This is a genomic window from Pseudomonas sp. ENNP23 (assembly GCF_001728945.1).
In the GTDB taxonomy this organism is placed as follows: domain Bacteria; phylum Pseudomonadota; class Gammaproteobacteria; order Pseudomonadales; family Pseudomonadaceae; genus Metapseudomonas; species Metapseudomonas otitidis.
This window is the reverse complement of the sequence record NZ_LYSP01000063.1, coordinates 1-25,871: the sequence shown is the minus strand read 5'-3', so window position 1 is coordinate 25,871 and position 25,871 is coordinate 1. Positions and strand designations below refer to the sequence as shown.

The window sequence follows — 25,871 nt, the reverse complement described above, 5'->3', positions numbered from 1 at the left end:
GCGGGCGCACCTGCCACACCCCGGCGGCGCAGAAGGCCAGCAGGGCCAGCAGCCAGGGCAGGCTGCCGGTGCGCGCCAGCAGCGCCGTGCGGCGGGCCAGCAGGCCCTCGGCCAGGCGCAGCGGCGCCGTCGGCGGGGCCAGGCGCAGGCCGCCGAGCAGGGCCGGCAGCAGGCACACCGAGCAGAGGTAGGCGGCCACCAGCCCGGCGGCGGAGAACACCGCGATCTGGGTCAGCGCCGGGAAGGGGGTGAAGGCCAGGGCCAGGTAGCCCACCAGGTTGGTGCCCAGGCTCAGGCTGAGGCCGGGCAGGGTGGCGCGCACCGCATCCCAGGCGCGCCAGCGCGGGTCGCTCCAGCCCTTGCTCAGGTAGTGCAGCGGGTAGTCGGCGGCGACCCCGGTGAGGCTGGCGCCGAGCACCAGGGTCAGCGCGTTGATCTCGCCGAACACCAGCACGCAGGCCGTGCAGCCCGCGCCCAGGGCCAGGGCCACCGGCAGCAGGCTGAGCAGGGTGCGCGGGCGGCGGAACACCACCAGCATCAGCAGCAGGGTGCCGAGGCTGGCGCCGCCGCCGATCAGTGCGATCTCGCGGCTGGCCTTGGCCTGCCCGGCGGCCGCGTGCAGCAGCCCGCTGGCGGCCAGCAACCGGCCACCCTCGGCCTCCACCTGCTGGCGGGCCTGGGCCACCTGCCCGGCCAGCCAGGGCGGGGTCTGCATGTCGAAGGCGCCGTCACGGGTGCGCAGCCGCAGCAGCGCCCAGGTGGTGTCGCCGTCCTTCGCCAGCAGCGCGCCGCTGGCCAGGTCGGCCCGCACCCGCCCGGCGGGCACCAGGGCCTGCTGGCCGAGGCCGGCCAGGCCCAGCCAGTCGTCCTCGGTGGCCACCAGGCCGGTGCTGGCGAAGGGGTCGAAGAGGCGTTCGGCGCGGGCGGCGACGAAGGCCTCCGGTTGCTGTTGCAGGCGCGTGCGGTCCGCCGCGCCGAGCAGCGCCAGGCGGCTGTCCAGCAGTTGCCGGCGCACGGTCGGCAGGTCGGCCTCCAGGCGCCACTGGGCGCGCTCGATGTGCGGGTCGTTCTGCCAGCCCTGGCCCAGGCGCCGGGCCAGGTCGATGGCGCGCGCCGCGTCGGGGTGGCCCACCAGCAGCAGGACTTCGCGGTTGAGCGGTTCCTGCATGCGCTGCTCGGCCTGGCGCACCAGCGCATCCCCGGCGCCCTGGGGCAGCAGCGCGAGCATGTCGGCGGCCACCGGCGGGCCGTTGCGCCACTGCCAGGCGGCCAGCGCCAGCAGGCCCGCCAGGGCCAGCAGGAACAGGCGCGGCAGCAGGCGCTCAGCGCGCAAGGTCGGCGGCCTCGTCGGCGGTCAGGGTGTCGGCGGCCTGGCTGGCCGGCAGGCGCAGCAGGGTGCGGTCGCCCTGGGTTTCCACCAGCTCGATGCGCTCCACCAGGGCGCCCCCCTGGATGCGGATGGCGCTGAAGATCTGTTGCAGCAGCAGGGCGCGCGGCGCCAGGTGCAGGGTCCAGTGCTGGCTGTCGCCTTCCAGCGTCAGCGCGAAGTCACGCTCCAGGCCGCTGCGGTCGCCCTTGAGCACGGCGAGGAACAGCCGGCTCTGCTGGGCGGCGACGTCCTGGCCGGGCTGGGCCTGCCACTGGCCGTCCACGCGCCGGGCGATGCCCTGGTCGCTGATGCGGTAGTCCTGGCGCAGGGGCTTTTCCAGGCGCCAGAGCAGGCCGCCTTCGCGGGCCAGGGTGAACCGGCCGGTGCTGGTCAGCGGTTGCGGCAGGGCGCGCAGGTGCTTCTCCTGCACGAAGGGCCCGCGCACCACCGCCGGGGCGGCGAGGCGCTGGGCCAAGTGGTCGAGGTCGAAGGCCTGGGCAAGGCCGCTGGCCAGCAGCGCCGGCACCAGCAGCAGGGCCCGCAGCCAGGGGGCGCGGATCATGGCAGGGCGCGCTCCACGGCATCGGTGAACACCTTGGGCGAGGCCAGTTGCATCTCGCGGCTGGCGATCTCCACCGCCACCTGCACGCTGCTGGCGCGGGTCAGGCGTTCGCCGGTCTCGGCGTCGGTGATCAGGTAGTTGATCTTCAGGCGGTTCTCCCACTCCACCAGGTCCGCCCGCACGCGGATGCGCTGGCCGAAGCGCGCGCCGCGCACGTAGCGCAGTTGCAGGTCGATGATCGGCCAGGCGTAGCCGGCCTCGCGCATGTGCCCGTAGTTGTGGCCGATGCGGTCCAGCAGGGCGCAGCGGGCCACCTCCAGGTACTTCACGTAGTGGCCGTGCCAGACCACTTCCATCATGTCCACGTCGAAGAACGGCACGAGGATCTCCACCTCGGCCTGGATCACCCCGGCGCTACGCATAGAGCCTCCAGTGGCGGGCGCGGATGCGTTCCAGGCACAGGCGCAGTTCGCCTTCCAGGGCGCGGTCCTCGATCACCGGCGGGAAGTCCCCGGTCAGTTGGCGGTGCATGGCGGTCAGCGGCTCGGGCAGTGCGCGCGGGTTCTCGCGCTGGCGCAGCCAGACGCCCTGGTTGGCAGCCAGCAGGGTGGCGGCGGCCACCTGCTCGGTCAGCTCCAGGCTGCGCAGGGCATCGCGGGCGGCGATGGTGCCCATGCTCACCTTGTCCTGGTTGTGGCATTCGGTGGAGCGCGAGAAGACGCTGGCCGGCAGGGTGTTCTTCAGCGCCTCGGCGGTCCAGGCGCTGGCGCCGATCTGCACGGCCTTGAAGCCGTGGTTGATCATCGCCGTGGCCTGGGGCGCGCCGGAGAGGTTGCTCGGCAGGCCGTGGTTGTAGCGCACGTCCACCAGCAGGGCGAGCTGGCGGTCGAGCAGGTCGGCGACGTTGCCCACCAGGTTCTTCAGGCTGTCCATGGCGAAGGCGATGTGGCCGCCGTAGAAGTGCCCGCCGTGCAGCACGCGCTCGGCCTCGGCGTCGATCAGCGGGTTGTCGTTGGCGCTGTTCAGCTCGGTTTCGATGAACTGCCGCAGCAGGCCCAGGCTGTCGGCCAGCACGCCCAGCACATGGGGCGCGCAGCGCAGCGAGTAGCGGTCCTGCAGGCGGTGCAGCGGCGCGGTCGGCGCGTCGATGGCCAGGTCCTGGCGCAGCCAGGCGGCCACCTGCATCTGCCCCGGGTGCGGCTTGGCGGCGAACAGGCGCTCGTCGAAATGTTCGGGGTTGCCCTCCAGCGCCACCACGTTGAGCGCGGTGATGCGGGTGGCCAGTTGCAGCAGGTAGTCGGCACGGGCGTAGGCCAGGCAGGCCAGGGCGGTCATCACGGCGGTGCCGTTCATCAGCGCCAGGGCTTCCTTGGGGCGCAGCACCAGGGGCTCCCAGCCCAGCTCGGCGTGCACCTCGGCGGCGCTGCGGCGCTGGCCCCGGTAGACCACCTCGCGCTGGCCGGAGAGGGTGGCGGCCACGTAGGAGAGCGGGGTGAGGTCGCCGCTGGCGCCCACCGAGCCCTCTTCCGGGATCACCGGCAGCACATCGTGTTCGAGAAACGCCTGCAGGCGCTCCAGCAGCTCCACGCGCACGCCGGAAACCCCGTGGCACAGCGACTGCAGGCGCGCCGCCAGCACCGCGCGGGTGGCGGCCTCGTCCAGCACCTTGCCCAGGCCGCAGCCGTGGAAGGTGAACAGGTGGCGCGGCAGGGCTTCCACCTGCTCCAGCGGCACGGCCACTACGCAGGAGTCGCCGTAGCCGGTGGTGACGCCGTAGATCACGCCTTCCTTGTCCAGCAGGGTGTCGAGGAAGCGCGCGCCCTTGGCGATGCGCTCGCGCCAGGCGGCGTCGCCCTGCAGCAGGGCGGGGGCGCGGCGCTGGGACAGGGCCACGACGTGCTCGATGGACAGCGGCTGTTCGCCGAACACCACCGGTTCAGGCTGTTGTGTCGTCATGTTCGTTCCAGAACGGATAGAAGTTGAACCATTGCAGCGGTGCCAGCAGGCACAGCTCGCCCAGGCGTTGGGCATAGCGGGCCACCCAGGCTTCGATCACCGCGTCACGCTCGCCCCGGCGCCACTGCACCTGCTCGGCGAAGGGTTCGAGGTGGACCTGGTAGCGCCCGCCGATCTTCAGGCAGGTCATCAGGTTGAGCGGGCACTTGAGCAGCCCGGCCAGCAGCCAGGGCCCCTGGGGGAAGGCGGCGGGGCGACCGAGGAAGTCGACCCGGACGTTGCGCCCGCCGTGCAGCGGCACGCGGTCGCCGGCAATCGCCAGCCACTCGCCGCGCTCCAGGCGTTCGCTCAGTTGCAGCATCACCGCCGGGTCCAGCTCGCTGACCTGGATCAGCCGCAAGTGGCTGGCCCCGGCTTCGCCCAGCAGGCGGTTGAACTGTTCGGCATGGCGGGTGTGCACCAGCACGTTCATGGTCACCTGCTCGCTCAGCTCGGCCAGCGCGCGGCACACCTCCAGGTTGCCCAGGTGGGCGCCTACCAGCATCTGCCCGCGCGTGCTGCGCATGTGCAGGTGCAGGCCGCTGGGGTCGTGCAGGTCCACCTGGTCCAGGCCGATGCGCCCGCCCCAGATGTCCAGCTTGTCCAGCAGGGCGTCGGCGAAGGCCATGAACTGGGCGAACACCGAGCCGAGGCTGGGCGCCAGCTCCGGGCGGCCGCTCCAGTCGGCCAGGCGCTGCTGGTAGTAGCGCGCTGCGCGGCGGGCCTTGCCGCCGAAGAGGAAGAAGTACAGGACGATCAGGTGCAGCAGCGGGCTGAGCACCCGCCGCCCGAGGCGCCGCGCGATCAGCGCGGTGAACTTCATCAGCAGGAAGCTGCCGCGTTCGCGCTGGTCGGCCCAGTGCTCGCGGCTCATCCCCGGCACCTGCGCCAGAGGATCAGCGGGGCGCGCAGCAACATGCCGAAGAACAGCTTGGCGTGCATCTTCGAGATCAGTGCGTTGTCGTGGAACAGGCGGAAGTGCGAGAGCCCGTCCAGCGGGTAGTGCACCTTGGTCGGCAGCCAGTGCATGGGCTGGTTGCGCCAGGCCAGGCGCACGAGGACCTCCGGGTCGAAATCCATGCGCTTGCCGAGGCGGGTGGTCTCGGTGAGTGCCAGGGTCGGGGCCAGGGGGTAGACGCGGAAGCCGCACATGCCGTCGCGGATCGACAGCGACAGGCTGTTGATCCACACCCACACATGGGTCAGGTAGCGGGCGTAGAGGCGGCTCTTGGGCACGCTTTCGTCGTACTGCGGGTAGCCGCAGATCAGCTCGCCCGGGCGGGCCTGGGCGGCGGCGAGGAAGCGCTGCACGTCGGCGAGGTCGTGCTGGCCGTCGGCGTCCACCTGCAGGGCGTGGGAGAAGCCCAGTCGGCCGGCTTCGCGCAGGCCGGCCATGACGGCGCCGCCCTTGCCCTGGTTGATGGCCAGGCGCACCAGGTGGACGTCGGGCTGGGTGGCCAACTGGTCCATCACCTGGGCGCAGGCGGGGCTGGAGGCGTCGTCCACCAGGACGCAGGGCAGGCCGTGCTGGCGCAGGGCGTCGACCACCAGGGGCAGAGCGTGCTCGTGGTTGTAGACGGGGATGACGGCGCAGGGCTTGAACGGGTTCATGTCGGCATCGGGCAGTGCGGGTTGGTATCGGGACCCGGTTCATGGCCGAGTGTGCGTCGAGTCTCTGTTTCGCCTTGCCGGGCGAGTCCCTTTTGGCAGTCGCCCCAAAAGGAACCAAAAGGGCTTGCCCCTGCATCCGGCCCCGGCTGCGCCGGGGTGCCCTCGCTCCCATCGTTGCACCGGGAGCCCGGCACGACAGGCCATCCCTGGCCAGATCGCGCCTCTCGCGGCATCCATGCCGCTCGACTCCCTCTGCAACGATTCCGCTCGGCCTCCTGAAGGGGCGTTGTCCCCGCCCCACCTGCCGAGCTGGAGAGGGCCATGTACTGCGCAGGAACCTCGTGCAGCACGCGTCCTTGAGCGCTGTGGAAATCGGCGCGCGTGCCACTCAGGACGTTGAAGGCCTTACGCATGGTCGGCCACCAGCAGGATGCGCCCGGAGGAGCACGCGGCTTCGTCGTTGCGGTAGGCGAAGTAGAGCTTGCCCTTGTCGGTGTCGAAGCGCAGGGACAGGTGCAGGCGGTCGCCGGGGCGGACCAGTTGCTGGAATTTCAGGACTTCCATGCCGGCGAAGCGCGGGGGCAGGTCCATCACCTGGCGGGCGAGGTGCTGGGCCCAGTCGATCTGCACCACGCCGGGCAGCACCGGGGTGGCGGTGAAGTGGCCGGAGAAGTGGGCGAGGTCCAGGGGGACTTCCAGCTCCAGGTGCCATTCGCCGTCCTGTTCGCGGGCGCTGAGGGGTTCGACGCGGGTCGGGCGCGGGGCCTTGAGCTGGGCGTCTACCTGCACCTGGGGCAGTTTGCCCTGGCTGCTCCACGGCAGTTGTTGCACCAGGCGCCAGCGGCGCGGCAGGGCGATGGCTTCGCAGTGGCCGGCCAGGTGCTTGCGCAGGGTTTCGGTCAGGGCGCGGCGGCCGCCGTTGCGCAGGGCGTGCAGGCCCTGGGGCGAGAGGGCGACCAGGGCGCCGAGGAAGGCGCGGTTTTCCTGCACCACGCCCAGGCGTGCTTCGGCGACGAAGGGGTGTTCGCCGAGGGCCTGTTCCAGCATGGGCAGGGAGATGCGTTTCTCTTCCAGCTTGACGATGCGGTCGAGGCGGCCGAGCAGTTCGAAGCGGCCGTCGGCGTCGATGCGCACGGCGTCGGCGGTCTGCTCGCGGTGCCCCTCGGGCAGGTAGGGCGAGGTGAGGTGCAGGGCGCCGTCGGTGTCCTGGCCGACCACCACGCTGGCGAAGGGCGTCCAGCGGCTGCCGCCCTGGCGCCAGGCGATGCCGCCGGTTTCGGAGCTGCCGTAGATTTCCGTCGGCCACTGGCCGAGGCGCTGCTGCAGGGCCTCGGCGGCGTCGGCGGGCAGGGCGCCGCCGGAGGAGAACACCCGGCGCACGGCGGCCAGGGCCGGCCAGTCGAGGTTGTCGCCCATGCGCTTGAGCAGGGCGGGGCTGGCCACCCAGGCGAAGCCGGCGGGCGTGGCGGCGAGGCTGGCGCGCTGGAGGTCTTCGGCGAAGGGCTGGGCGCGGCGCACGAAGGGGCGGCCGGCGCACAGCGGCCAGAGCACGCGGAACAGCAGGCCGTAGATGTGCTGGGCGGAGACGCTGGCGACCAGGGTGGCGCCGGCCAGGTCGGCGCCCCAGAGCGCTTCCAGGGCCTCTACTTCGTTGCCCAGTTGGCGCAGGGTCTTGCCGATCAGCTTGGGTTCGCCGCTGGAGCCGGAGGTGCACAGGGTCAGCCGGCAGTGCTCGGGGTCGAGGGCGGCGGCGGGCAGGGCCGGGCCGTCGAGGCCGTCGAGGCTGTCGAGCCAGAGGTCGCAGCCGCCGGCCAGGCGCCGACGGGTCTCGGGCTGGGCGTCGGCCGGCAGCAGCACGTCGACGCCGGCACGCCAGGCGCCGAACAGGGCGATGGCCAGGTCGGCGCCGTCTTCCAGGTACAGGGCCACGCGCTGGGTGCCGCGTGCCTGCAGGGCGCCGGCCAGGGCCAGGGCGCGCTGGGCGAAGCCGGCGTGGTCAAGGGCGGGGTCGAGTGCCACCGGGCGCCCGGGGCGGGCGTCGAGCAGCAGCTCCTGTGGGACGATCCAGGTCACGCGAATCTCCGTACACGCTGGCGCACCAGCCATTCCCCGGCGAACAGCAGCCCCATCAGCAGGTAGGCGATGAGGCCGGTATAGAGCGTCCACCAGGCCAGCGGCGCCCACAGGGTGAGGGCGGCCGCCACCAGGCCGTTGAGCAGGAAGAACAGGGTCCACACCGCCGTCACGCGGCGGGTGTAGCGCACGGCCACCTCGGGCAGCTCGGGCTCGCGCAGGCGCGCCAGGCGCTCCACCACGGGCATGCCGTGCAGCAGGCTGGCGCCGAACAGGCCGAGCAGCACGGCGCTCATCAGCACCGGGTACCAGCGCAGCAGGTCGGTCTGGTTGGCCAGCCCCAGCAGCAGGCAGAAGCCAAGGGCGGTGAAGGCCGTCAGGCGGCTGCCGGGGCGCTGTGCGCTGCCCAGGCTGCGGGCCAGCCAGAGGCCACCGAGCAGCAGGGCGAACAGGCGCGGCGAGAGGTGCTCCATGCCGTAGTACACGGCGAAGGGGTAGCCCAGCCCGGCCAGCACCAGCAGCAGCCCGACGAGCCGGCTCATGCGGCGGGGTTCACCAGGCGGTGCACGGCCTCGACCACATCGCCCACGGTGCGCACGGCCTTGAATTCCTCGGCGGCGATCTTGCGCCCGGTCTGGCGCTTGATGTGGTCGATCAGGTCGACGGCGTCGATGCTGTCGATCTCCAGGTCTTCGTAGAGGTTGGCCTCCAGGCTGACGCGCTCGGGCTCCAGCTCGAAAAGCTCGACCAGGGCGTCGCGCAGGGTGGCGAAAATCTCATCACGGTTTTGCATCGCGGCCCCCTCAGGCGGCTTTCTGTGCCGACACGAAGGCCGCGAGGCTGGCCACGTTGGCAAAGTGTTTGCGGGTGTCCTTGGCTTCGGCGTCGATCTTGATGCCGAAGCGCTTCTGGATGGCCAGGCCCAGTTCCAGGGCGTCCACCGAGTCCAGGCCGAGGCCCTCGCCGAACAGGGTCTGTTCGTCACCGATGTCTTGCGGGCCGATGTCTTCGAGGCCGAGGGCCTCGATGATCAGGTTCTTGATCTCAAGCTGCAGAGCGCTCATCCAGGCCGAGCTCCTTCATGAAATGGTGGTGGAGATGGTCGTTGAGGCGGCGCGAGGCGATCGGCGCCGGCCCCTGGTCGGCGAAGGCCTTGGGATCGATGTCCTGGCCGACGCGCAGATGGAAGTGGAAACGCCGCGACGGGATGCTGTACCAGGGCTCGGCCTTGGTCAGGGTGGTGGGCGTCACGCTGATGGTCACCGGGGTGACGATGCGCGCGCCGCGCAGGGCGATGGCGGCGGCGCCCCGGTGGAACTGCGGAGCCTGCCCCGGTGTGGTGCGGGTGCCTTCGGGGAAGACGATCAGGGTCTGGCCTTCCTCCAGCACGCGGGCGGCTTCGTCGAGCATGTCCATGCTGCCGCTGTTGCTGATGTACTGGGCGGCGCGGATCGGGCCGCGCATGCAGGGGTTGTCCCAGAGGCTCTGCTTGACCACGCAGTTGGCGTCGCGGATCAGGCCGATGAGCACCACCACGTCGATCAGCGAGGGGTGGTTGGCGATGACCATCTGCCCGGGACGGCCCAGGCGTTCGGCGCCTTCCACTTCGTAGGTGAGCACGCCGCTGCGGTGCATGAACTGCACGAACAGCCAGAACAGCCGGCTGGTGGTGGCGCGGGCGCGGCGGCGCTGGTCGATGGCGTCGCCCGGCAGCAGCGAGAGCAGGGGGAACACGAGCACGCGCAGCAGCACCCCGCCGATGCCGAACAGGGTGAAGGACAGTGCGGTGGCGATCAGGCGCCACCAGTAGGGCGCGTCGGGACGTTCGACGCTGGCCGGGGTGAGGAAGCGCTCCGGTGCGTTCATCGGGCACCTGCCGTGCGGGCGGTGGAGAGCGGGGCGCAGGGGCTCAGGGTCGGGTGCGTTGCCAGGTCCATGTACGGTTCTTCCAGTGATGCTGAATACCTGGCAGGTCCAGGTGCAGGGCCCGCAGCAGGCCCAGGGCATGGGGCCAGGCGGCGGGGGTGGCCTCCGCCGGGGCGGGGGCCAGGGTCAGCGACCAGTCGTGGCCGGGCACCAGGCGCAGGGCCAGGGCGTAGGCGAACGGCACGTCGTCGACCAGGGGGCGGTAGAGGTCCGGCGGGCTCTCTTCGGTGATCACCAGCAGCACCGCCGGTGCGCCGTCGGCCAGCAGGCCGGCCGCTTCCAGCAGGGCGTGTTCCAGGCCGTCGCCTTCGGCGGCCACGGCGGTCATCTCGCTGGTGTCGCCGCGCAGGATCGACCATTGGCCGATGACCGCGTTGTGCACCGAGAGGCTGAACTGGGTGGGCGAGAGCGGCTCGCCGCGCGCCAGGTCCTGCAGCAGCGCCAGAGTGCGGGGTGTTTCCCCGTGCCGCGAGGCGAACACCATGGGCACCTGCTCGCCGTCGCTCACCAGGGGCCAGGCGACGCTCATGGCCATGCGCGCCAGGCGCGACAGGCGGCGGCGCTGCATGGCCGGGAGGAAGGCGACGTCGGGCTGGGCATCGGCAAGGTCGGGCTGGAAGGGCTGTGCACACCAGGTGCGCCAGGCGTCCACGGTTTCCAGGCCTGGGGCCCAGGCACGCCATTGTTCGATGCTGAAGTGAGTCACGCTGAAAGAGCTCTTTTCGGCCCCTGTCGGGCGTCCGTATCGACTGGCAATCGCTGACGGCAGAAGCCCGGTCGATGACGCCATAGCAAAGCGCCACATTATTTCAGTCCTACAGACCTATCTGCAAATTGCTGACACAAAATTCGGATGTAAGGCACAACTTCCGATAGGTGGGCAAAAGTCCTGCGCATCCCTCGCCCTTGTCATGGGCTTTGCATAGAATCCGGGGTCTATTCCAAGGAACAGGGGGTGTGAAATGCGGCGAGTGGTGTTCAACCAGAAAGGCGGCGTGGGCAAGTCCAGCATCGCCTGCAACCTGGCGGCGGTGAGTGCGGCGGAGGGCTATCGCACCCTGCTGGTCGACCTGGACGCCCAGGCCAACTCCACCCACTACCTGACCGGCCTCACCGGGGATGACATTCCCATGGGGATCGCCGATTTCTTCAAGCAGATCCTGTCGTCCGGGCCGTTCAGCAAGAAGGGCAAGGTCGATATCTACGAGACGCCCTTCGACAACCTCCATGTGGTCACCGCCACTGCCGAGCTGGCGGACCTGCAGCCCAAGCTGGAGGCCAAACACAAGATCAACAAGCTGCGCAAACTGCTGGACGAGCTGGCCGAGGACTACGACCGCATCTACCTGGATACGCCGCCGGCGCTGAATTTCTATACGGTTTCGGCGTTGATCGCGGCGGATCGCGTGCTGATTCCCTTCGATTGCGACAGCTTCTCGCGCAATGCCCTCTACGGCCTGCTGGCCGAGATCGAGGAGCTGAAGGAAGACCACAACGAGGGCCTGGAAGTGGAGGGCATCGTGGTCAACCAGTTCCAGCCCCGTGCCACGCTGCCTCAGCAGTTGCTGGACGAACTGGTCGCCGAGGGCCTGCCGGTGCTGCCGGTGAACCTGATGAGTTCGGTGAAGATGCGCGAGTCCCACCAGGCGTGTACGCCGCTGATCCACCTGGACCGCAGCCACAAGCTGACCCAGCAGTTCGTCGAGCTGCACGACCTGCTGGACGCCTGACCTCCCACCGGGGCGCGTTGCACGCCCCGTCTTTCCCTTACTTGACGATCAGCACGTCGCACGGCGGGCGCTGCAGCAGGTGCAGTGCCTGGCTGCCGAGCAGCGCCTGGGCGACCATGCTGCGGCTGTGGCTGCCGAGGGCGACGAACTGCGGCTTGGCGGCGGCGATGCGCTCGTCCAGGGCGCGGGGCAGTGCGCCCTGGGTCACCTGCAGGTCGATGCTGGGGGTGTCCTTGACGTGGCCTAGCTCATCGGCCAGCAGGCGCTCCAGCAGGCCGTGCTGGGTGCCGACGTAGTCCCCGGCGGTGCCGGCCTTGGCCAGCAGGCGCCCGGTCAGCTCCATCACGTTCACCGCCGTCAGGCGGCCTTCCGCGCCGAGCAGCGAGCAGGCGGCGCGCAGCGCGTCGCAGGCGCACAGGGAGAAGTCCAGGGCCACCACGCCGCTGCGGTAGGGCTCGGGCTTCTCGCCCACCACCAGCAGCACGGGAATGGCCACGTGGCGGGTGACGCGCTCCAGGGTGGTGCCGATGAACAGTTCCGGTGCGTTGTGGTGGTGGTTGCCGATCACCAGCAGGTCGGCGCCGCTTTCCTCCACCTCTTCGAGAATCTGCAGGGCCGGCCGGCCCTTGCGCAGCAGCACCTGGGCGTCGAGGGCGCCGAGTTGCTCCAGGCGTTGCTGGAACAGCTTCTGGGCGCTGTCGCGCAGGCTCTCCTGCAGGGTGCTGGGCAGGTGGTCTTCAAGGACGTGCAGCAGCGTCAGGCGCGCGCCGTAGCCATGGGCCAGGGCGACGGCGCGCTGCAGGGCGAGGTCGGATTCGCGGCTCAGGTCGTGGGTGATGAGGATGTGCTTGAACATGGTGGCGGGAACCTCCTGTAAGGGCCTGTCGAAAACTACCTGCATTGACGGCCTCGTCTACGTTTTCGGGGGCGAGGCTGGCGCTGCCGGAGTCAAGCAGGGCGCCCACCGGGGCGCTCAGGCGAAGAGGCGCCACTGTGAGGCATGGCGCCGCGCGGCAATTTGATCCACGGCAAGGGCACCGCGCGGTCAGTGGGCGCGCAGTTGGTAGAGCCCCCGGCTCTTGGCCACCACTTCGCCGCTGGCGTCCACCAGGTCCAGCTCCAGCAGGTACTCGGCCTTGCCGGTCTCGCTGGCCTCGGCCTGGATGCGGGCGATCTCATCGGCGCCGAGCCGCGCCTCCACGGTGATGTCGCCGGTGGCGGGGCGGCGGAAGCGCAGGTTCATCTCCTTGACGATGGGGTAGAAGCGCCGGGTGTCGAAGCTGGTGAGAAACAGCGCGCCGCCAGGCACCTCGGCCAGGGTGAAGAGGGCGCCGGCATACAGGGTGCCGATGTGGTTCTGGTTGCCGGCCAGCGGGGCCATCAGCTTCACGTAGCCCGGCTCCAGGGTCAGGGCCTTGAGGCCCATGCGGCTGACGAAGGCGATCTTGTCTTCGGTGAAGTGGCGGGCCATCTCTTCGTTGAATTGCATGGCGTACTCCGGCTGGACGAATGCCTGGAGCCTAGTCGCTCATGCCCACCGGGCAATGACCGGCGCGGCCAGCGGGGGTGACCGAAACGCACAGGGGCATGGGCTTCAACCGGGGCGATGGGCGGCGTATGCCGGATGCCTTGTGTGCGGGTTCCCGGACTTAAGTCCGGGCTACGGCTCAGTGGCATGGGCTTCTACCGGGGCGATGGGCTTCGCCGAGCTCAGCCCATCCTACGAAGGTCGGTGCATGGCGAATGCCTTGGGTGTGGGTTCCCGGACTGAAGTCCGGGCTACGGCTTGGCAGGGCGCTCCGTAGGATGGGCTGAGCTGTGCGAAGCCCATCATTGCCGGCGTGCGCGTGGGCGTCAGCCATTTCCCACGCGCTAACGGCCTTGCTGCTTCCGGATGGCACCCATAGCCTCTGTCGCCGGCGCCTAAGAAACGCCCAATCAAGCAGCGGTCCACCGCTCCCGAAAGCTCAGCGGCTTTTTTGTGCTCGCGGCATACTCGCGCACGCAAAAATCTCTGTTATGTCGGGAGTGGGCTAATACAAGACCCGAAAGGGGAATACGCCCGGCCCTCTGCTTGGGGTTTCTTAACTCCCGACGCCAGCAGCCCTAAGAAAGCTGCCTTAAACAAGCAGAGGTCATGGACATGCCCGATTCCCCCCGTCACGACGACGAAATCCTTATTCCTTCCCTGTTCACCCGTCATCGCCGCCAGCTCCGTGCGCTGTTGCTGGACGACGAGCCCTGGTTCGTCCTCAACGACCTGGCGCGGCTGATCAACCGCGTGCCGCTCGACGAGCGCGCGCCGCGCAACCTGGACCCGGACCAGTTGCAGCCCGCCTGGGTGCGCGACAGCCGCGGCGAGTACCAGCGGGAGCTGCTGGTGAGCGACTGCGGGGTCTATGCGTTGCTGATCTTCTACTACCACCCGGAGAACAGCGGCATCCGTCGCTGGATCAGCCGCGAGGTGATCCCGCGCCTGCGCGAGGCCCAGCACCCGGACGCCCTGCGGCCTTACCGCGATGTGGTGCAGTGGCAGGCGTGCCCGCTGGAGGTGTTGCGCTGGCAGGGCAAGGCCTGGGTCCACCTGGGTGATTGCCCGGTCTTGCCCCAGGCCCGGCCCCGGGTCATCGGCTGACCGGCAGGCGCGCAACCTGCGGGGCGGGCGATGTGCCCCGTAGCCCGGACTTCAGTCCGGGACCTGCCGCATGCCTGAACGCCCGCAATGATGGGCTTCGCACAGCTCAGCCCATCCTACGGGTGCCCAGCGTCGGGCGTTCCCGTGGCGCTCGTTGGTGGCTCGGTGGAGCGCGATCCACCCCACGCGGTGCCGCGTGCGCAATCCGTAGGATGCGGTGAGCTCGGCGAACCGCATCGCATCCGAGCCGTGCCTGGCCCTGATGGACTTCGCACAGCTCAGCCCATCCTACGTGGCTGCCCAGCGTCGGGCGTTCCCGTAGCGCTCGATGGTGGCTGGGTGGAGCGCGATCCACCTCACGCGGTGCCGCGTGCGCAATCCGTAGGATGCGGTGAGCTCGGCGAACCGCATCGATCCCGAACTGTGCCTGGCCCTGATGGGCTTCGCACAGCTCAGCCCATCCTACGGGGGCCTAGGCGATCCCCTGGCTCTTGAGCCAGCCCAGCAGTTGCGGCAGGGGCAGGGCGCCGCTCTGGCGGGCGATTTCGACGCCGCCCTTGAACAGGATGAGCGTGGGGATGGAGCGGATGTTGAGCTGCCCGGCCAGTTGGCGGTTGGCTTCGCTGTCCAGCTTGCCCAGGCGGCAGCGGCCCTGGAGCTGGGCGGCGGCTTGCTGGTAGGTGGGGGCGAAGGCTTTGCAGGGGCCGCACCAGTCGGCCCAGACGTCCACCAGCAACGGCAGGACGCCGCGCAGCTGCTTGGCGAAGGTGGCTTCGCTGAGGTCGAAGGGGCTGGCCGGCAGCACGGCGGCCTTGCAGTGGCCGCAGCGGGGCGAGTCGCCCAGGCGGTTGGCGGGGATGCGGTTGAGGCCGGCGCAGTGGGCGCAGGGAATCATCAGGGGATCGGTCATGGTCGGCTCCGGATCAGGTTTCCCTGATCTGGAGCCGACCGGCCGAATATCAAGCCCCGCGCGTCAGCCGCGCGATGCCTCCAGGGCCTGGCCGAGGTCGGCGAGGATGTCGTCGATGTGCTCGATGCCGATGGACAGGCGCACCATGTCCCGCGGTACGCCGGCCTTTTCCAGCTCTTCATCGTTGAGCTGGCGGTGGGTGGTGGAGGCCGGGTGGCAGGCCAGGGACTTGGCGTCGCCGATGTTCACCAGGCGCACCACCAGGTTGAGGGCGTCGATGAAGCGCGCGCCGGCTTCGGCGCCACCGACGATGCCGAAGGAGAGGATCGCCGCCGGCTTGCCGCCGGTGTAGCGCTGGGCCAGTTCGTGCTCGGGGTGGTCCGGCAGGCCGGCGTATTTCACCCAGGCCACCTGGGGGTGGGCCTGGAGGAACTGGGCGACCTTCTGCGCGTTCTCGGTGTGGCGCTCCATGCGCAGGGCGAGGGTTTCCAGCCCCTGGAGGATGAGGAAGGCGTTGAACGGCGACAGGGCGGCGCCCATGTTGCGCAGCGGCACCACGCGGCAGCGGCCGATGAAGGCGGCGGGGCCGAAGGCTTCGGTGTAGGTGACGCCGTGGTAGGACGGGTCGGGGGTGTTGAGCAGCGGGAAGCGGTCCTTGTGCTCGGCCCAGGGGAACTTCCCGGAGTCGACGACGATGCCGCCGATGCTGTTGCCGTGGCCGCCGATGTACTTGGTCAGCGAGTGCACGACGATGTCGGCGCCGTGCTCGAAGGGGCGGCAGAGGATGGGCGTGGCGACGGTGTTGTCGACGATCAGCGGCACGCCATGGCGGTGGGCGGCGGCGGCCAGGGCGGCGAGGTCGATGATGTTGCCGGCCGGGTTGCCGATGGATTCGCAGAACACGGCCTTGGTGCGCTCGTCGATCAGTGCTTCCAGGGCGGCGATGTCGTCATGGGCGGCGAAGCGTACCTGGATGCCGGAGCGCGGCAGGGTGTGGGCGAACAGGTTGTAGGTGCCGCCGTAGAGCTTGGCCACCGAGACGATGTTGTCGCCGGCTTCGGCGACGGTCTGGATGGCGTAGGTGATGGCGGCCATGCCGGAGGCCACGGCCAGGGCGCCGACGCCGCCTTCCAGCGCGGCAACGCGCTTCTCCAGCACGTCGTTGGTGGGGTTCATGATGCGGGTGTAGATGTTGCCGGCGACCTTGAGGTCGAACAGGTCGGCGCCGTGCTGGGTGTCGTCGAAGGCGTAGGAGGTGGTCTGGTAGATCGGCACGGCCACGGCCTTGGTGGTCGGGTCGGGGCTGTAGCCGGCGTGGATGGCAAGGGTTTCCGGTTTCATTGGGCCTGCGTTCCTTCAGGGTGCGATGGAGGTGCGCAGCATGGAAAACGCCGGGGCCCCGGGTCAATGACCTCGGGCAACTGAAGGGGGGTGTTCTTAGACCGAAAAACCTGGGGGCTAGAACCGGTCAGCGCAGTGCCATGTAGATGTTGAAGGCGCTGATGAGGGTGATCAGGGTGCCGACCAGGGTCAGCAGGGTGCGCGCCGGCAGCTTCTTGCACAGCAGGGCGGCGAAGGGCGCGGCGAACAGGCCGCCGAAGACCAGGCCGGCCACCATGAACCAGGTGTTCAGCTCGCCGGCCAGGAGGATGAAGGAGGTGGCGCTGGCGATGGTGAGGAAGAACTCGGCGAAGTTCACCGAGCCGATGGTGGTGCGCGGGTCACTGCCCGAGCCCAGCAGGCTGCTGGTGACCACCGGGCCCCAGCCGCCGCCACCGGCGGCGTCGACGAAGCCGCCGAACAGCGCCAGCTTGGCCACGTGCTTGGGCGCGCGGCGCTGGGCGACGTGGCGGTAGGCCTTGCTGAGGATGTACAGGCCCATCAGCAGCAGGTAGGCGGAGATGAAGGGCTTGAGCACGGCGCCGTCGAAGGAGGTGATCAGCACCGCGCCGAGCACGGCGCCGATGATGCCGGGCAGCAGCAGGCGCAGGAACAGGGATTTGTTGACGTTGCCCAGCTTGACGTGGGAGATGCCGGAGAGGCCGGTGGTGAAGACCTCGGCGATGTGCACGCTGGCGCTGGCCGCCGCTGGCGAGGCGCCTGCGGTGAGCAGGAAGGTGGTGGCGGTGATGCCGTAGGCCATGCCCAGGGCACCATCCACCACCTGGGCGAGGAAGCCCACGGCCACGGCGCTCCAGAAGCTGGGGCTGGTGAGGGCGCGTTCGATGATGTCGAGGCCGGTTTCGCCGCCGTGGTCACCGAAGAACAGGCGCCAGGCGAGGAAGCCGAGCAGGCTCACGAGGATCAGCACCGCGACCCACATCGCGGCGCGCAGCACCGGGTGGTTGTCGGGGTGGGTGACGAAGTCCTCGACGGGGGGGATGCCGAGCGCCTGGTGTTCGCTGTTGACCGGGCTCTGGCTGAGGTCGAGGTTGCGGATCTTCATGAGGGGTACGGCGCCTGACAGTGGGTGGTAGAACAGGCCGGAGCAAGCAGGCGGCGAAGATAAGCGGCTTTGCTTAGAGAGTCTAAGAAGATTTCCGCAGGTTCTTATTCCATTTGATTCAAGTGGGCATCGGCCTTCGGGCTGTACCGGCCCATCCCTCGGCAACTGTATGCGCCGCCCGGCATGGGCCCTGGGCTAGGCTGGGGGCCGTTCTATGGGAGGTGTGCAATGAAGATGCTGGGTGTTCTGGGCGGGATGAGCTGGGAGTCGACCCTGAGCTACTACCGGTTGCTCAACGAGGGGGTGCGTGCGCGCCTGGGTGGCCTGCATTCGGCGCCGCTGCTGGTGCATTCGGTGGACTTCGCCGACATTGCCGCGCTGCAGGCCGGCGGCCGCTGGGACGAAGCCGGCCAGCGCCTGGCCGAGGCGGCGCAGGGGCTGGAGCGGGTCGGTGCCGGGGCGCTGCTGCTGGCCACCAACACCATGCACAAGGTGGCCCCGGCCCTGGAGGCGGCGCTGGCGATTCCGCTGCTGCACATCGGCGATGCGGTGGGCCACAGCCTGCAGGCGATGCAGGTGGACAACGTGGCCCTGCTGGGCACCCGCTTCACCATGCAGGAAGCCTTCTACCGTGAGCGCCTGGCGCAGCGCTTCGGCATCCGTGTGCAGGTGCCGGGGGCGGAGGCGATGGCCGAGGTGGACCGGGTGATCTACGAGGAGCTGTGCCAGGGCCGCTTTCTGCCGGCCTCGCGGGACTTCTACCTGGCCGAACTGGAACGCCTGCGCGCATCCGGGGCCCAGGCGGCGATCCTCGGCTGCACCGAGATCGGCCTGTTGCTGGAAGGCTGTGAGGCGCCGCTGCCGCTGGTGGACAGCACCGAGCGGCACGTGGCGATGGGGCTGGAGTGGTTGCTGGCGTCCTGAAGCACTCCAGGAGGCTGAGTCCCCCTCTTCTGCTGTGAATCTCCAGGGCTTCGCAAGCACCCGATCCCTGCCCCTCTCCCGGAGAGGGGAAAATCCGAAGCGCACCATGAAGTCCTACTGGGCTCGGGGGGTGATGCAGGGACACTGCCCCTTCAGGAGGCTGAGTGCAGTCGTTGCGCAGGGGGACGAGTGGCATGGATGCCGCGAGAGGCGCGTCAGGCCATGGATGGCCCATCGCGCCGGCCCCCGGACGCTGTTTACAGCGAACGCACTTCAGTGCGGCCCGAAGGGCGAGCGAAGCGAGTAGCAACAACGGAGCGAGGGAAGTCCCGCGAAGCGGGACCCGGATGCTGGGGCGAGCCTTTTTGGTTTCTTTTTTGTGGGCGGCATTCCGACGACTGAAAAAAGAAACTCGCCCGGCAAGGCGAAACAGGCGACATCAATTGAGCCCAAGCGTCTGCTTGTTCTCCTAATGCATCTTTCAGGAAGAACAACTGATCTCCAGGTGCTTGCCCCACTCCGGCGGGCGTTCGGCGTAGCGCTCCATGCCGGGCTGTTCGTCGAAGGGGCGGGCGAGCACGGCGTGGAGCTGGCGCACTTCGCTGTAGTCCCCCTGCTCGGCGGCCTCGATGGCACGCTGGGCCAGGTAGTTGCGCAGGATGTAGCGGGGGTTCACGGCGTGCATGCGCTGGCGCCGCTCGGCCGGCTCGCCACCGTCGCGGGCGGCGCGCTGGCAGTAGTCGGCGGCCCAGGCGTCGAAGCCGGCGAGGTCGACGAACTCGTTGCGCAGTACGGCCACGGCCTGCTCGGGCGCGTCTTCGCCGAGGTGGCGGAAGAAGTCGGTGTAGTCCACCGCGCTGGTCTGCATCAGTTGCAGCAGGCGCTGCACCCGGTCGGCGTCGTCGTCTTCGGCACGGGTCAGGCCGAGGCGGCGGCGCATCAGGTCCAGCCAGTGGGCCTGGTACAGGGGCAGGAACAGGCCGAGGGTTTCGCGCAGTTCGTCCACCTCCACCTGGGGCGTGAGGGCCTGGGCGAGGGCGGCGAGGTTCCAGTGGGCGATGGGCACCTGGTTGCTGAAGCTGTAGCGGCCGCTGTCGTCGGAGTGGTTGCAGATGTGGTTGGCGTCGAAGTCGTCGAGGAAGGCGTAGGGGCCGAAGTCGAAGGTGATGCCGAGGATCGACATGTTGTCGGTGTTCATCACGCCGTGGCAGAAGCCGTAGGCCTGCCAGCGGGCGATGAGTTCGGCGTTGCGCTCGACGATGTCGCGGAACATCGCCGCCCAGGGGCGCTCATGGTCCTGCAGGTGGGGGAAGTGGCAGGCCAGGACGTGCTCGCCGAGGGCCTGCAGCTGCTCGTGCTGGCGGGTGTAGTAGAAGTATTCGAAGTGGCCGAAGCGCACGTGGCTGGGCGCCATGCGCAGCAGGGTGGCGCCGGTTTCGCGGCGTTCGCGGTAGACCGGGGTGCTGGAGCCGATCACGCACAGGGCGCGGCTGCTGGGGATGCCGAGGGCGTGCAGGTGTTCGCTGGCGAGGAATTCGCGGATGGAGCTGCGCAGCACGGCGCGGCCGTCGCCCATGCGCGAGTAGGGGGTCTGCCCGGCGCCCTTGAGGTGCAGGTCCCAGTGCTCGCCGGCCTGGTTGACCACTTCGCCCAGCAGCAGGCCGCGACCGTCGCCGAGGCGCGGGTTGTAGGCGCCGAACTGGTGGCCGGAATAGACCATGGCCCGGGGCGCGGCGTCGGCCCAGAGGCGGTGCCCGCCGAACAGTTCGGCGAACAGCGGGCTGTCGGCTTCGGCCGGGTCCAGGTCCAGCAGGGCCAGGGCGGCGGGGCTGGCCACCACCAGGCGCGGGTCGTCCAGCGGGTCGGGCAGCACTTCGGTGGAGAAGGCGTCACCGAGGCGGGCGAAGCGGTTGTCGAATTGCAGGGCGTCGAGCGCTTTCATGGGGCGGGCCTCAGACCGGGGGCGGGGGCACGGGCTTGTCCGTGGCAGCAGCAGCGGCGGCCTGGGCAATCCGGCGTTGCTCCAGGGTCAGGCCGTCCTGTTCCAGGTTCTTGACGTAGACGTCCACCTGGCGGAAGGCGATGTCGATGCCGTGCTTGGCGAACTCGCGGTCGATGAAGCGGTTGATCTCGTCGGTGGCCGGGTTGCGGTCGCCGAGATCGCGCACATGGATGCGCAGTTCGTGGTCGAGGGTACTCTCGCCGAAGGTCAGGAAGTAGACCGAGGGCGCCGGCTCCTTCAGCACCCGCACGTTCTCCTGGGCGGCCTGCAGCAGCAGTTTGCGCACCAGCTCCAGGTCGGAGCCGTAGGCGACGCCGAGCTTGAGGGTGACGCGGGTGACGGTGTCGCTGAGGGACCAGTTGATCAGTTGCCCGGTGATGAAGGTCTTGTTCGGGACGATGATTTCCTTGTGGTCGAAATCGGTGATGGTGGTGGCGCGGATGCGGATCTTGCTCACCGTGCCGGAGAGGTTGCCGATGGTGACCACGTCGCCGATGCGCACGGGGCGCTCGAACAGGATGATCAGGCCGGAGATGAAGTTGGCGAAGATCTCCTGCAGGCCGAAGCCCAGGCCCACGGAGAGGGCGGCCACCAGCCATTGCAGCTTGTCCCAACTGACGCCGAGGGTGGCCAGGGTGCTGACGATGCCGATGGCGACCAGGGTGTAGGAGAGCAGGGTGGTGGTGGCGTAGGCGCTGCCCTGGGCGAGCTTCATCCGCGAGAGCACCAGCACTTCCAGCAGGCCCGGCAGGTTGCGCGCCAGGGCGGCGGTGATGCCGACGATGATCAGCGCACCGAGCCCGTCCAGCAGGCTGATGGGCACGTGGGTGGCGGTGTCGCCGGTGCCGGAGACGTACTGGTAGAGGGTGATCTGGTCGAGGTAGGCGAACACGGTGATGAGGTCGGCCCAGACCAGGTACAGGCAGGCGATGAAGCCGCCCAGCAGGGCCAGGCGGATCAGCCGCAGGGACTGCTGGTTGACCTGCTCGATGTCCAGCACCGGCTCTTCGACCACCACTTCGTCGCCGTCGGGGGTTTCCCGCGGCTGGGCCTGGCGCTTGGCGATGGCGCGGGCGTAGGCGAGGCGCCGGGCGGCGACCGCCAGGCCACGGACGAAGGTGGCTTCGATGATCAGCACGAAGATCAGCAGGTAGAGGGTGTTGATCAGGCGGTCGGTGAGCTTGAGCGAGGTGTAGTAGTAGCCGAAGCCCACGGCGACCATGAACACCAGGGGCAGCAGGATGAAGGCGATGCCGATCAGCAAGCGGAAGGGCGAGGTCTGCTCGCGCATCGGTTCGGCCAGCAGCAGGTTGCTCAGCACCAGGGCCATCAGGGCGTAGCAGGTGAGCACGACGATGATGCCGATGACGTCGTCGGCCAGGGCCTGGGGCTGGTGCTCGGCGACGGTCACCACGGCGACCAGGGCCATGACCACGACGCCGAGGCGGCGGATCTGCTTGCTCAGCAGGGCCACCTGCGGGCGCGGCCAGCGGAAGTGCAGCTCGGCGACGCCGCCCGGGGCGAGGATGCGGTACAGGGTGTAGAACACCAGCCAGGCCAGGGCCATCTCCAGCAGGGCGTCGCCGAGGGTGGCGTTCTGGCCGCGGGCGTCGATGTGCAGGGCGAGGCCGCAGAGGGCGAGGAACAGGGTCACCGGCAGCGCCAGCAGCACGTTGAGCAGCAGCGCCAGGGGCGTGTGCATCTGGCTGTCGCGCTTGTAGTGGCCGATGTCGCGGTGCAGGTCGGCAAGCTTGCTGTACAGCCAGCCGCGCCGCCAGAGCAGGGCGCTGATCAGCAGCAGCAGGGGGATGAACAGCCAGGGCTGATCCACCAGGCCTTCCCAGAGTTCGGCGATGCCTTCACCCCAAGGTAGCTGGAGGATCTGGTTCTTGAGCCGTTGCGGAGCGTACTTGAGCCAGGCCAGGTCCAGCGGCTTGTTGCTGGGAATCCAGAACATCTGCTCTTCGAGGGTGTTGCGCAGGGCCTGGGCGGTGGCGGCGAGCTGCTTCTGGTTGAGCTGCAGGGTGATGGATTCGTTGAGCAGGGCGTTGAGTTCGCGGCCCAGGCGGTCGAACAGCTCGATCCGGGTGGTGGCCAGGTCCAGCAGGGTTTCGCGCAGGTCCGGGGTGACCTGTTCGGGCGGTTGGCGGGTGAGCAGGGTGTCGACGTAGTCCTGCGGGTTGCCCATCTTGTCGCGCTGCTGGCCCAGTTCGAACTGGTAGAGGCGGATGTCGGCGATTTCGTCGGCGAGGTTGGCGTCCAGGCGCAGGTGCGGCAGGGCCTGCTTCTGCTGGTAGAGGATCTTGGACAGCAGCAGGCTGCCCTTGAGCACGCTGATCTGCTCCTCCAGGGCCTGGTCGGCCTGGCTGAGGGCGTCCAACTGCTGGCGGGTGCGCAGGTTCTGCTGGGTCAGTTCGTTGAGGCGGTCGGTGGCGCGCAGCAGGTAGTCGGAGAGCTTGAGGTTGGTGGCGCTTTCGGCGGCCAGCAGGCTGTCGGGGGTGGCCTTCTGCGCTTCGCGGGAGAGTTCGGCGACGGTCTGCTCGGAGCTTTCCCGGCGCTTGACGTTGATCAGCGATTGCAGGTCCTGGCTTTCCTGCTCCAGGCGGTGGATGCGCTCCACCAGCAGGTCGCGGCGGCTGTTGCCGAGGTCCTGCAGCAGGCTGTTGCCGGCCAGCTCCTGGCGGCGCAGTTGGGTCTGGGCTTCGAGGGCGGCCAGTTCGGCGTTGTACTGGTCGCGCAGTTCGTCGCTGAGGGGCTTGCCGCCTTCCTTGCCGACCTTGAGCAGGGCATTGAGCTGCTGGGTGCGGGCCTGGTTGCTGCTGATCTCGGCCTGGGCGCGCTCGGGGCGGGTCTGGGCGGTGATGATCAGGCTGTTGGCTTCGGCCAGTTGCTTCTGCCCTTCGGAGAGCTGGGTGCTGCGCTGGCTGAGCACCTGCTCCAGTTGGGGGAGGCTGGACTTGGCGTAGCGCTCGTTCACCGGCACCTGGCGGGTGGCCTTGAGCCGTGCCAGTTCGCGCTGGGCGTCGCTGATCTGCCGGGGGGCCTCGGCCAACTGGCGTTTGAGGTCGGCCAGGCGCTTTTCGCTGTCGGCCTGGTTCTCCAGCAGGGTGAGGGTCTGTTCGAGGACGGCCTTGAGAGCCTTCTGTTCGGCCTCCGGCAGCTTGCGCTCGGCGAGGGTGTCCAGGCTTTGCTGGACTTCGGTGCTGCTGGGCGGGGCGGCGGCGTGGGCGCCGGGGCTGAGCAGGCAGAGTCCGAGCAGGGCGGCAGTGAGTAAGGGGCGCAGGGAGGGCATGGTCGCGTGGGCGGCTCTGGTTGGGTTGCGGTGAATCTTATGCCTGCGTGGCGGGCCGGTTGTGGTGCCCGGTCACGCGGCGTTGATCAGGTCGCTGCTGCCGGCAGCAGCTTAGCTGGAACGGTCGCTGTCAGAGGAACAGGCCCGGTCCGGGGCGGGCGTGTCCTTCGGGGAATCTGACGCCGACCTTGCGCACCTTGTTCCCTTCCATCAGGGCGACGGTCCAGGTCAGGCCGTTCCACTCCACCTGGTCGCCTACTACCGGCTCGCCGCCGATCTCGTGGGCGATGAAGCGGCCCAGGGGCTGGTTGCCGTCGATGTCGTCCAGGCGTAGGCCATAGAGGGCGGCCACGGCGGAAAGTTCGGCATCGCCTTCGAGCACGAAGTCGCCGAAGAAGCGCAGGTCCAGGCCGCGCTGGGGGGCCTGGCTGAACAGTTTGCCGAGGCTGGGCAGGTCGTGTTCGTGGCCGACCACGCAGAGGATGTCGCCCGCCTCCAGTACGGTGGAGCCGGAGGGGTGCAGCAGTTCGGTGCCACGGAACAGGGCGGCGATACGGGTGCCTTCGGGCATCTTCAGTTCGCGCAGGGCGGCGCCGATGCACCACTTCTCGGCGCCCAGGCGGTAGACGAACAGCTCCCACTCGCTGGTGGGGTGCACCTCCAGCCCGGCGCGGGAGATGGGCGCCGGCTCCGGTGGCACGGTGACCCGCAGCAGTTTGGCCGCCCAGGGCAGGCTGGTGCCCTGGAGCACCAGCGACACCAGGACGATGAAGAAGGCGACGTTGAAGAACAACTGGGCATTGGGCAGGCCGGCCATCAGCGGGAACACCGCGAGGATGATGGGCACGGCGCCGCGCAGGCCGACCCAGGCGATGAAGGCTTTTTCGCGAGTGTGGAAGGCGCGGAAGGGGATCAGCCCGACCGCCACCGACAGCGGGCGGGCGACGAGGATCATCCACAGCGCCAGGCCCAGCGCCGGGAGGATGATGGGCAGCAGGTCATGGGGGGTGACCAGCAGGCCGAGCACCAGGAACATGCCGATCTGCGCCAGCCAGGTCAGGCCGTCGAGCATGTGCAGGATGCCGTGGCGCGAGCGGATCGGGCGGTTGCCGAGGAACAGGCCGAACAGGTACACGGCGAGGATGCCGCTGCCGCCCACGGTGTTGGTGATGGCGAAGACCAACAGGCCACCGGCGACGATCAGCAGGGGATAGAGGCCGTTGGCGAGGGTGAGGCGGTTGATCAGTTGCAGCATCAGCCAGCCGCCGCCCAGCCCCAGCAGGGCGCCAAGGCCGAACTGCTGGGCGATGTGCGCCGGGAAGCTCCAGCTGAAGCCGGTCTGGCCGCTGCTGAGCATCTCGATCAGGGTGATGGTCAGGAACACCGCCATCGGGTCGTTGCTGCCGGATTCGATCTCCAGGGTGGCGCTGACCCGCTCGTTGAGCCCGCGCCCGCCCAGCAGGCTGAACACCGCTGCGGCATCGGTGGAGCCGACGATGGCGCCGATCAGCAAGCCCTCCAGCAAGCTCAGGTCGAACAGCCAGGCGGCGGCCACGCCGGTCAGGCCGGCGGTGATCAGCACCCCGACCGTGGCCAGTGACAGCGACGGCCAGAGGGCCACGCGGAAGGTCGCGACGCGGGTTCGCAGGCCGCCGTCCAGCAGGATCACGGCCAGGGCCAGGTTCCCCACCAGGTAGGCCTGGGGGTAGTTGTCGAAGACGATGCCGCCCGGCCCGTCGTTGCCGGCGAGCATGCCGACCACCAGGAAGATCACCAGGATCGGGATGCCGAAGCGCGAGCCGAACGCGCTGACGAGGATGCTCATGCCCACCAGCAACGCGCCGACCAGGAACAGGCTGTTGATGGTGGTTGCATCCACGTTGGCGGAACTCCTGCAAGGGGTACGAAGGCGGGGCGGGGAGGTGCATGCAGCGTGCATGCCAGCCGGATTCTAACCCGCCGACCGCAACGGCCCGCAAGCACAGTTTGGCCATGATCCGCAGGTTTTTTGGAACGGGTCTGACGGGGGCGGGGAGGTTTTCGACCTGTCGGTCGACGTGTTGGGCTTTGGGGCGGATGACTGGGTTCCGCAGGGCGGGGGACGTTCTTCCCCTCGCTGTCGGTTGCTGCGCAGGCGATCTCAAGGCTTCTGGGACGGTGGTTCCAGCTTGGTGCGGGTTCTTTTATCTGAGTCACAGTTCTGAGAGGAAGGGGTGCAACTGGTCGTGTGGCCGTTGTGTGGCGCCATGTGCTCCGTAGGATTTGCGCCCCGATGTCGATGTGCCACCACTCCAAGGACGGTCATCATGCGCACGCAGCCGTTTGCAGTCGGCTTCTGCCTGCTGTTGTTTCCTGTTTTCCAAGTCTTTGCCGCCGATCCCGTGGTGCCGTCCCCT

22 protein-coding genes and 1 pseudogene are annotated in these 25,871 nt (G+C 69.1%); 3 read left to right on the top strand and 20 right to left on the bottom strand.

What is annotated here, in order from left to right; all coding sequences use genetic code 11:
* The 12 genes and pseudogenes from A9G05_RS24715 to A9G05_RS24660 all read right to left on the bottom strand — a co-directional run.
* Window positions 1-1,333: pseudogene (locus A9G05_RS24715) on the bottom strand (MMPL family transporter); the annotation flags it as partial.
* Window positions 1,323-1,931, bottom strand: coding sequence for an outer membrane lipoprotein carrier protein LolA (locus tag A9G05_RS24710; RefSeq protein WP_069563470.1), 609 nt, complete (start codon window positions 1,929-1,931; stop codon window positions 1,323-1,325). The gene A9G05_RS24710 and the pseudogene A9G05_RS24715, both read right to left, overlap by 11 nt.
* Window positions 1,928-2,353: a thioesterase family protein gene (locus tag A9G05_RS24705; RefSeq protein WP_069563469.1), complete on the bottom strand. Its 426-nt coding sequence runs from the start codon at window positions 2,351-2,353 to the stop codon at window positions 1,928-1,930. Before A9G05_RS24705 ends, A9G05_RS24710 begins: the two co-directional genes overlap by 4 nt.
* The gene (hutH, locus tag A9G05_RS24700; RefSeq protein WP_069563468.1) at window positions 2,346-3,887 is read right to left on the bottom strand and encodes a histidine ammonia-lyase; all 1,542 of its coding nucleotides are present in this window, start codon (window positions 3,885-3,887) and stop codon (window positions 2,346-2,348) included. Before hutH ends, A9G05_RS24705 begins: the two co-directional genes overlap by 8 nt.
* Window positions 3,868-4,800 (bottom strand): glycosyl transferase, encoded by a 933-nt coding sequence (locus tag A9G05_RS24695; RefSeq protein ID WP_069563467.1) that lies wholly within the window; start codon window positions 4,798-4,800, stop codon window positions 3,868-3,870. Before A9G05_RS24695 ends, hutH begins: the two co-directional genes overlap by 20 nt.
* Window positions 4,797-5,537, bottom strand: coding sequence for a glycosyltransferase family 2 protein (locus A9G05_RS24690; RefSeq protein ID WP_069563466.1), 741 nt, complete (start codon window positions 5,535-5,537; stop codon window positions 4,797-4,799). Before A9G05_RS24690 ends, A9G05_RS24695 begins: the two co-directional genes overlap by 4 nt.
* Window positions 5,538-5,942: 405 nt before the next feature.
* Window positions 5,943-7,610, bottom strand: a complete 1,668-nt coding sequence (locus tag A9G05_RS24685; RefSeq protein ID WP_069563465.1) for an acyl-CoA synthetase family protein — start codon at window positions 7,608-7,610, stop codon at window positions 5,943-5,945.
* Window positions 7,607-8,152 (bottom strand): hypothetical protein, encoded by a 546-nt coding sequence (locus A9G05_RS24680; protein WP_069563464.1) that lies wholly within the window; start codon window positions 8,150-8,152, stop codon window positions 7,607-7,609. Before A9G05_RS24680 ends, A9G05_RS24685 begins: the two co-directional genes overlap by 4 nt.
* A complete protein-coding gene (locus tag A9G05_RS24675) occupies window positions 8,149-8,403 on the bottom strand; it encodes an acyl carrier protein (protein ID WP_069563463.1) in 255 nt (84 codons plus the stop codon). Before A9G05_RS24675 ends, A9G05_RS24680 begins: the two co-directional genes overlap by 4 nt.
* Window positions 8,404-8,413: 10 nt before the next feature.
* Window positions 8,414-8,674: a phosphopantetheine-binding protein gene (locus tag A9G05_RS24670; protein ID WP_044406810.1), complete on the bottom strand. Its 261-nt coding sequence runs from the start codon at window positions 8,672-8,674 to the stop codon at window positions 8,414-8,416.
* The gene (locus A9G05_RS24665; protein WP_171902743.1) at window positions 8,655-9,476 is read right to left on the bottom strand and encodes a 1-acyl-sn-glycerol-3-phosphate acyltransferase; all 822 of its coding nucleotides are present in this window, start codon (window positions 9,474-9,476) and stop codon (window positions 8,655-8,657) included. The genes A9G05_RS24670 and A9G05_RS24665 overlap by 20 nt, the downstream gene beginning before the upstream one ends.
* A 43-nt stretch (window positions 9,477-9,519) precedes the next feature.
* A complete protein-coding gene (locus A9G05_RS24660; protein ID WP_069563462.1) occupies window positions 9,520-10,242 on the bottom strand; it encodes a beta-ketoacyl synthase chain length factor in 723 nt (240 codons plus the stop codon).
* 256 nt (window positions 10,243-10,498) lie between these two features.
* On the opposite strand from A9G05_RS24660, the gene A9G05_RS24655 reads away from it, so the two are divergent.
* Entirely contained in the window at window positions 10,499-11,266 is a 768-nt protein-coding gene (locus A9G05_RS24655) for a ParA family protein (protein ID WP_069563461.1), read from the top strand.
* A 37-nt stretch (window positions 11,267-11,303) separates the two neighbouring features.
* Here A9G05_RS24655 and A9G05_RS24650 read toward each other — a convergent pair whose 3' ends face one another.
* Together A9G05_RS24650 and A9G05_RS24645 are read right to left on the bottom strand one after the other, a co-directional pair.
* Complete coding sequence (locus A9G05_RS24650) at window positions 11,304-12,122, bottom strand: universal stress protein (protein ID WP_069563460.1); 819 nt, start codon at window positions 12,120-12,122, stop codon at window positions 11,304-11,306.
* Window positions 12,123-12,311: 189 nt separating this feature from the next.
* A complete protein-coding gene (locus A9G05_RS24645) occupies window positions 12,312-12,755 on the bottom strand; it encodes a YiiD C-terminal domain-containing protein (RefSeq protein WP_044400616.1) in 444 nt (147 codons plus the stop codon).
* Window positions 12,756-13,409: 654 nt separating this feature from the next.
* On the opposite strand from A9G05_RS24645, the gene A9G05_RS24640 reads away from it, so the two are divergent.
* Window positions 13,410-13,901: a phage antirepressor gene (locus A9G05_RS24640; RefSeq protein ID WP_165677832.1), complete on the top strand. Its 492-nt coding sequence runs from the start codon at window positions 13,410-13,412 to the stop codon at window positions 13,899-13,901.
* A gap of 472 nt (window positions 13,902-14,373) precedes the next feature.
* Here A9G05_RS24640 and trxC read toward each other — a convergent pair whose 3' ends face one another.
* From trxC to A9G05_RS24625, 3 genes are all read right to left on the bottom strand, one after another.
* Window positions 14,374-14,811: a thioredoxin TrxC gene (gene trxC / locus A9G05_RS24635; RefSeq protein WP_069563458.1), complete on the bottom strand. Its 438-nt coding sequence runs from the start codon at window positions 14,809-14,811 to the stop codon at window positions 14,374-14,376.
* A gap of 63 nt (window positions 14,812-14,874) precedes the next feature.
* On the bottom strand, window positions 14,875-16,152 hold the full coding sequence (locus A9G05_RS24630; RefSeq protein WP_069563457.1) for a bifunctional O-acetylhomoserine aminocarboxypropyltransferase/cysteine synthase: 1,278 nt from the start codon (window positions 16,150-16,152) through the stop codon (window positions 14,875-14,877).
* A 127-nt stretch (window positions 16,153-16,279) separates the two neighbouring features.
* Complete coding sequence (locus A9G05_RS24625; protein WP_069563456.1) at window positions 16,280-17,257, bottom strand: sulfite exporter TauE/SafE family protein; 978 nt, start codon at window positions 17,255-17,257, stop codon at window positions 16,280-16,282.
* Between the two features lie 228 nt (window positions 17,258-17,485).
* Here A9G05_RS24625 and A9G05_RS24620 point away from each other — a divergent pair, with 228 nt between their 5' ends.
* Window positions 17,486-18,181, top strand: a complete 696-nt coding sequence (locus tag A9G05_RS24620) for an aspartate/glutamate racemase family protein (RefSeq protein WP_069563455.1) — start codon at window positions 17,486-17,488, stop codon at window positions 18,179-18,181.
* A 481-nt stretch (window positions 18,182-18,662) separates the two neighbouring features.
* Here A9G05_RS24620 and selO read toward each other — a convergent pair whose 3' ends face one another.
* The 3 genes from selO to A9G05_RS24605 all read right to left on the bottom strand — a co-directional run bounded on the left by selO (window position 18,663) and on the right by A9G05_RS24605 (window position 25,354).
* Complete coding sequence (gene selO, locus A9G05_RS24615) at window positions 18,663-20,123, bottom strand: protein adenylyltransferase SelO (RefSeq protein ID WP_069563454.1); 1,461 nt, start codon at window positions 20,121-20,123, stop codon at window positions 18,663-18,665.
* Window positions 20,124-20,133: 10 nt separating this feature from the next.
* Window positions 20,134-23,475: a mechanosensitive channel MscK gene (gene mscK / locus A9G05_RS24610; RefSeq protein ID WP_069563453.1), complete on the bottom strand. Its 3,342-nt coding sequence runs from the start codon at window positions 23,473-23,475 to the stop codon at window positions 20,134-20,136.
* Between the two features lie 130 nt (window positions 23,476-23,605).
* Complete coding sequence (locus A9G05_RS24605) at window positions 23,606-25,354, bottom strand: potassium/proton antiporter (RefSeq protein ID WP_069563452.1); 1,749 nt, start codon at window positions 25,352-25,354, stop codon at window positions 23,606-23,608.
* Between the last annotated feature and the right edge of the window lie 517 nt (window positions 25,355-25,871).

Excerpts from the sequence above, each read along its gene's own strand:
- A9G05_RS24710 (WP_069563470.1), bottom strand. The coding sequence starts at position 1,931 with ATGATCCGCGCCCCCTGGCTGCGGGCCCTGCTGCTGGTGCCGGCGCTG.
- A9G05_RS24705 (WP_069563469.1), bottom strand. The coding sequence starts at position 2,353 with ATGCGTAGCGCCGGGGTGATCCAGGCCGAGGTGGAGATCCTCGTGCCG.
- hutH (WP_069563468.1), bottom strand. The coding sequence starts at position 3,887 with ATGACGACACAACAGCCTGAACCGGTGGTGTTCGGCGAACAGCCGCTG.
- A9G05_RS24695 (WP_069563467.1), bottom strand. The coding sequence starts at position 4,800 with ATGAGCCGCGAGCACTGGGCCGACCAGCGCGAACGCGGCAGCTTCCTG.
- A9G05_RS24690 (WP_069563466.1), bottom strand. The coding sequence starts at position 5,537 with ATGAACCCGTTCAAGCCCTGCGCCGTCATCCCCGTCTACAACCACGAG.
- A9G05_RS24680 (WP_069563464.1), bottom strand. The coding sequence starts at position 8,152 with ATGAGCCGGCTCGTCGGGCTGCTGCTGGTGCTGGCCGGGCTGGGCTAC.
- A9G05_RS24675 (WP_069563463.1), bottom strand. The coding sequence starts at position 8,403 with ATGCAAAACCGTGATGAGATTTTCGCCACCCTGCGCGACGCCCTGGTC.
- A9G05_RS24670 (WP_044406810.1), bottom strand. The coding sequence starts at position 8,674 with ATGAGCGCTCTGCAGCTTGAGATCAAGAACCTGATCATCGAGGCCCTC.
- A9G05_RS24665 (WP_171902743.1), bottom strand. The coding sequence starts at position 9,476 with ATGAACGCACCGGAGCGCTTCCTCACCCCGGCCAGCGTCGAACGTCCC.
- A9G05_RS24655 (WP_069563461.1), top strand. The coding sequence starts at position 10,499 with ATGCGGCGAGTGGTGTTCAACCAGAAAGGCGGCGTGGGCAAGTCCAGC.
- A9G05_RS24650 (WP_069563460.1), bottom strand. The coding sequence starts at position 12,122 with ATGTTCAAGCACATCCTCATCACCCACGACCTGAGCCGCGAATCCGAC.
- A9G05_RS24645 (WP_044400616.1), bottom strand. The coding sequence starts at position 12,755 with ATGCAATTCAACGAAGAGATGGCCCGCCACTTCACCGAAGACAAGATC.
- A9G05_RS24640 (WP_165677832.1), top strand. The coding sequence starts at position 13,410 with ATGCCCGATTCCCCCCGTCACGACGACGAAATCCTTATTCCTTCCCTG.
- trxC (WP_069563458.1), bottom strand. The coding sequence starts at position 14,811 with ATGACCGATCCCCTGATGATTCCCTGCGCCCACTGCGCCGGCCTCAAC.
- A9G05_RS24630 (WP_069563457.1), bottom strand. The coding sequence starts at position 16,152 with ATGAAACCGGAAACCCTTGCCATCCACGCCGGCTACAGCCCCGACCCG.
- A9G05_RS24625 (WP_069563456.1), bottom strand. The coding sequence starts at position 17,257 with ATGAAGATCCGCAACCTCGACCTCAGCCAGAGCCCGGTCAACAGCGAA.
- A9G05_RS24620 (WP_069563455.1), top strand. The coding sequence starts at position 17,486 with ATGAAGATGCTGGGTGTTCTGGGCGGGATGAGCTGGGAGTCGACCCTG.
- selO (WP_069563454.1), bottom strand. The coding sequence starts at position 20,123 with ATGAAAGCGCTCGACGCCCTGCAATTCGACAACCGCTTCGCCCGCCTC.
- mscK (WP_069563453.1), bottom strand. The coding sequence starts at position 23,475 with ATGCCCTCCCTGCGCCCCTTACTCACTGCCGCCCTGCTCGGACTCTGC.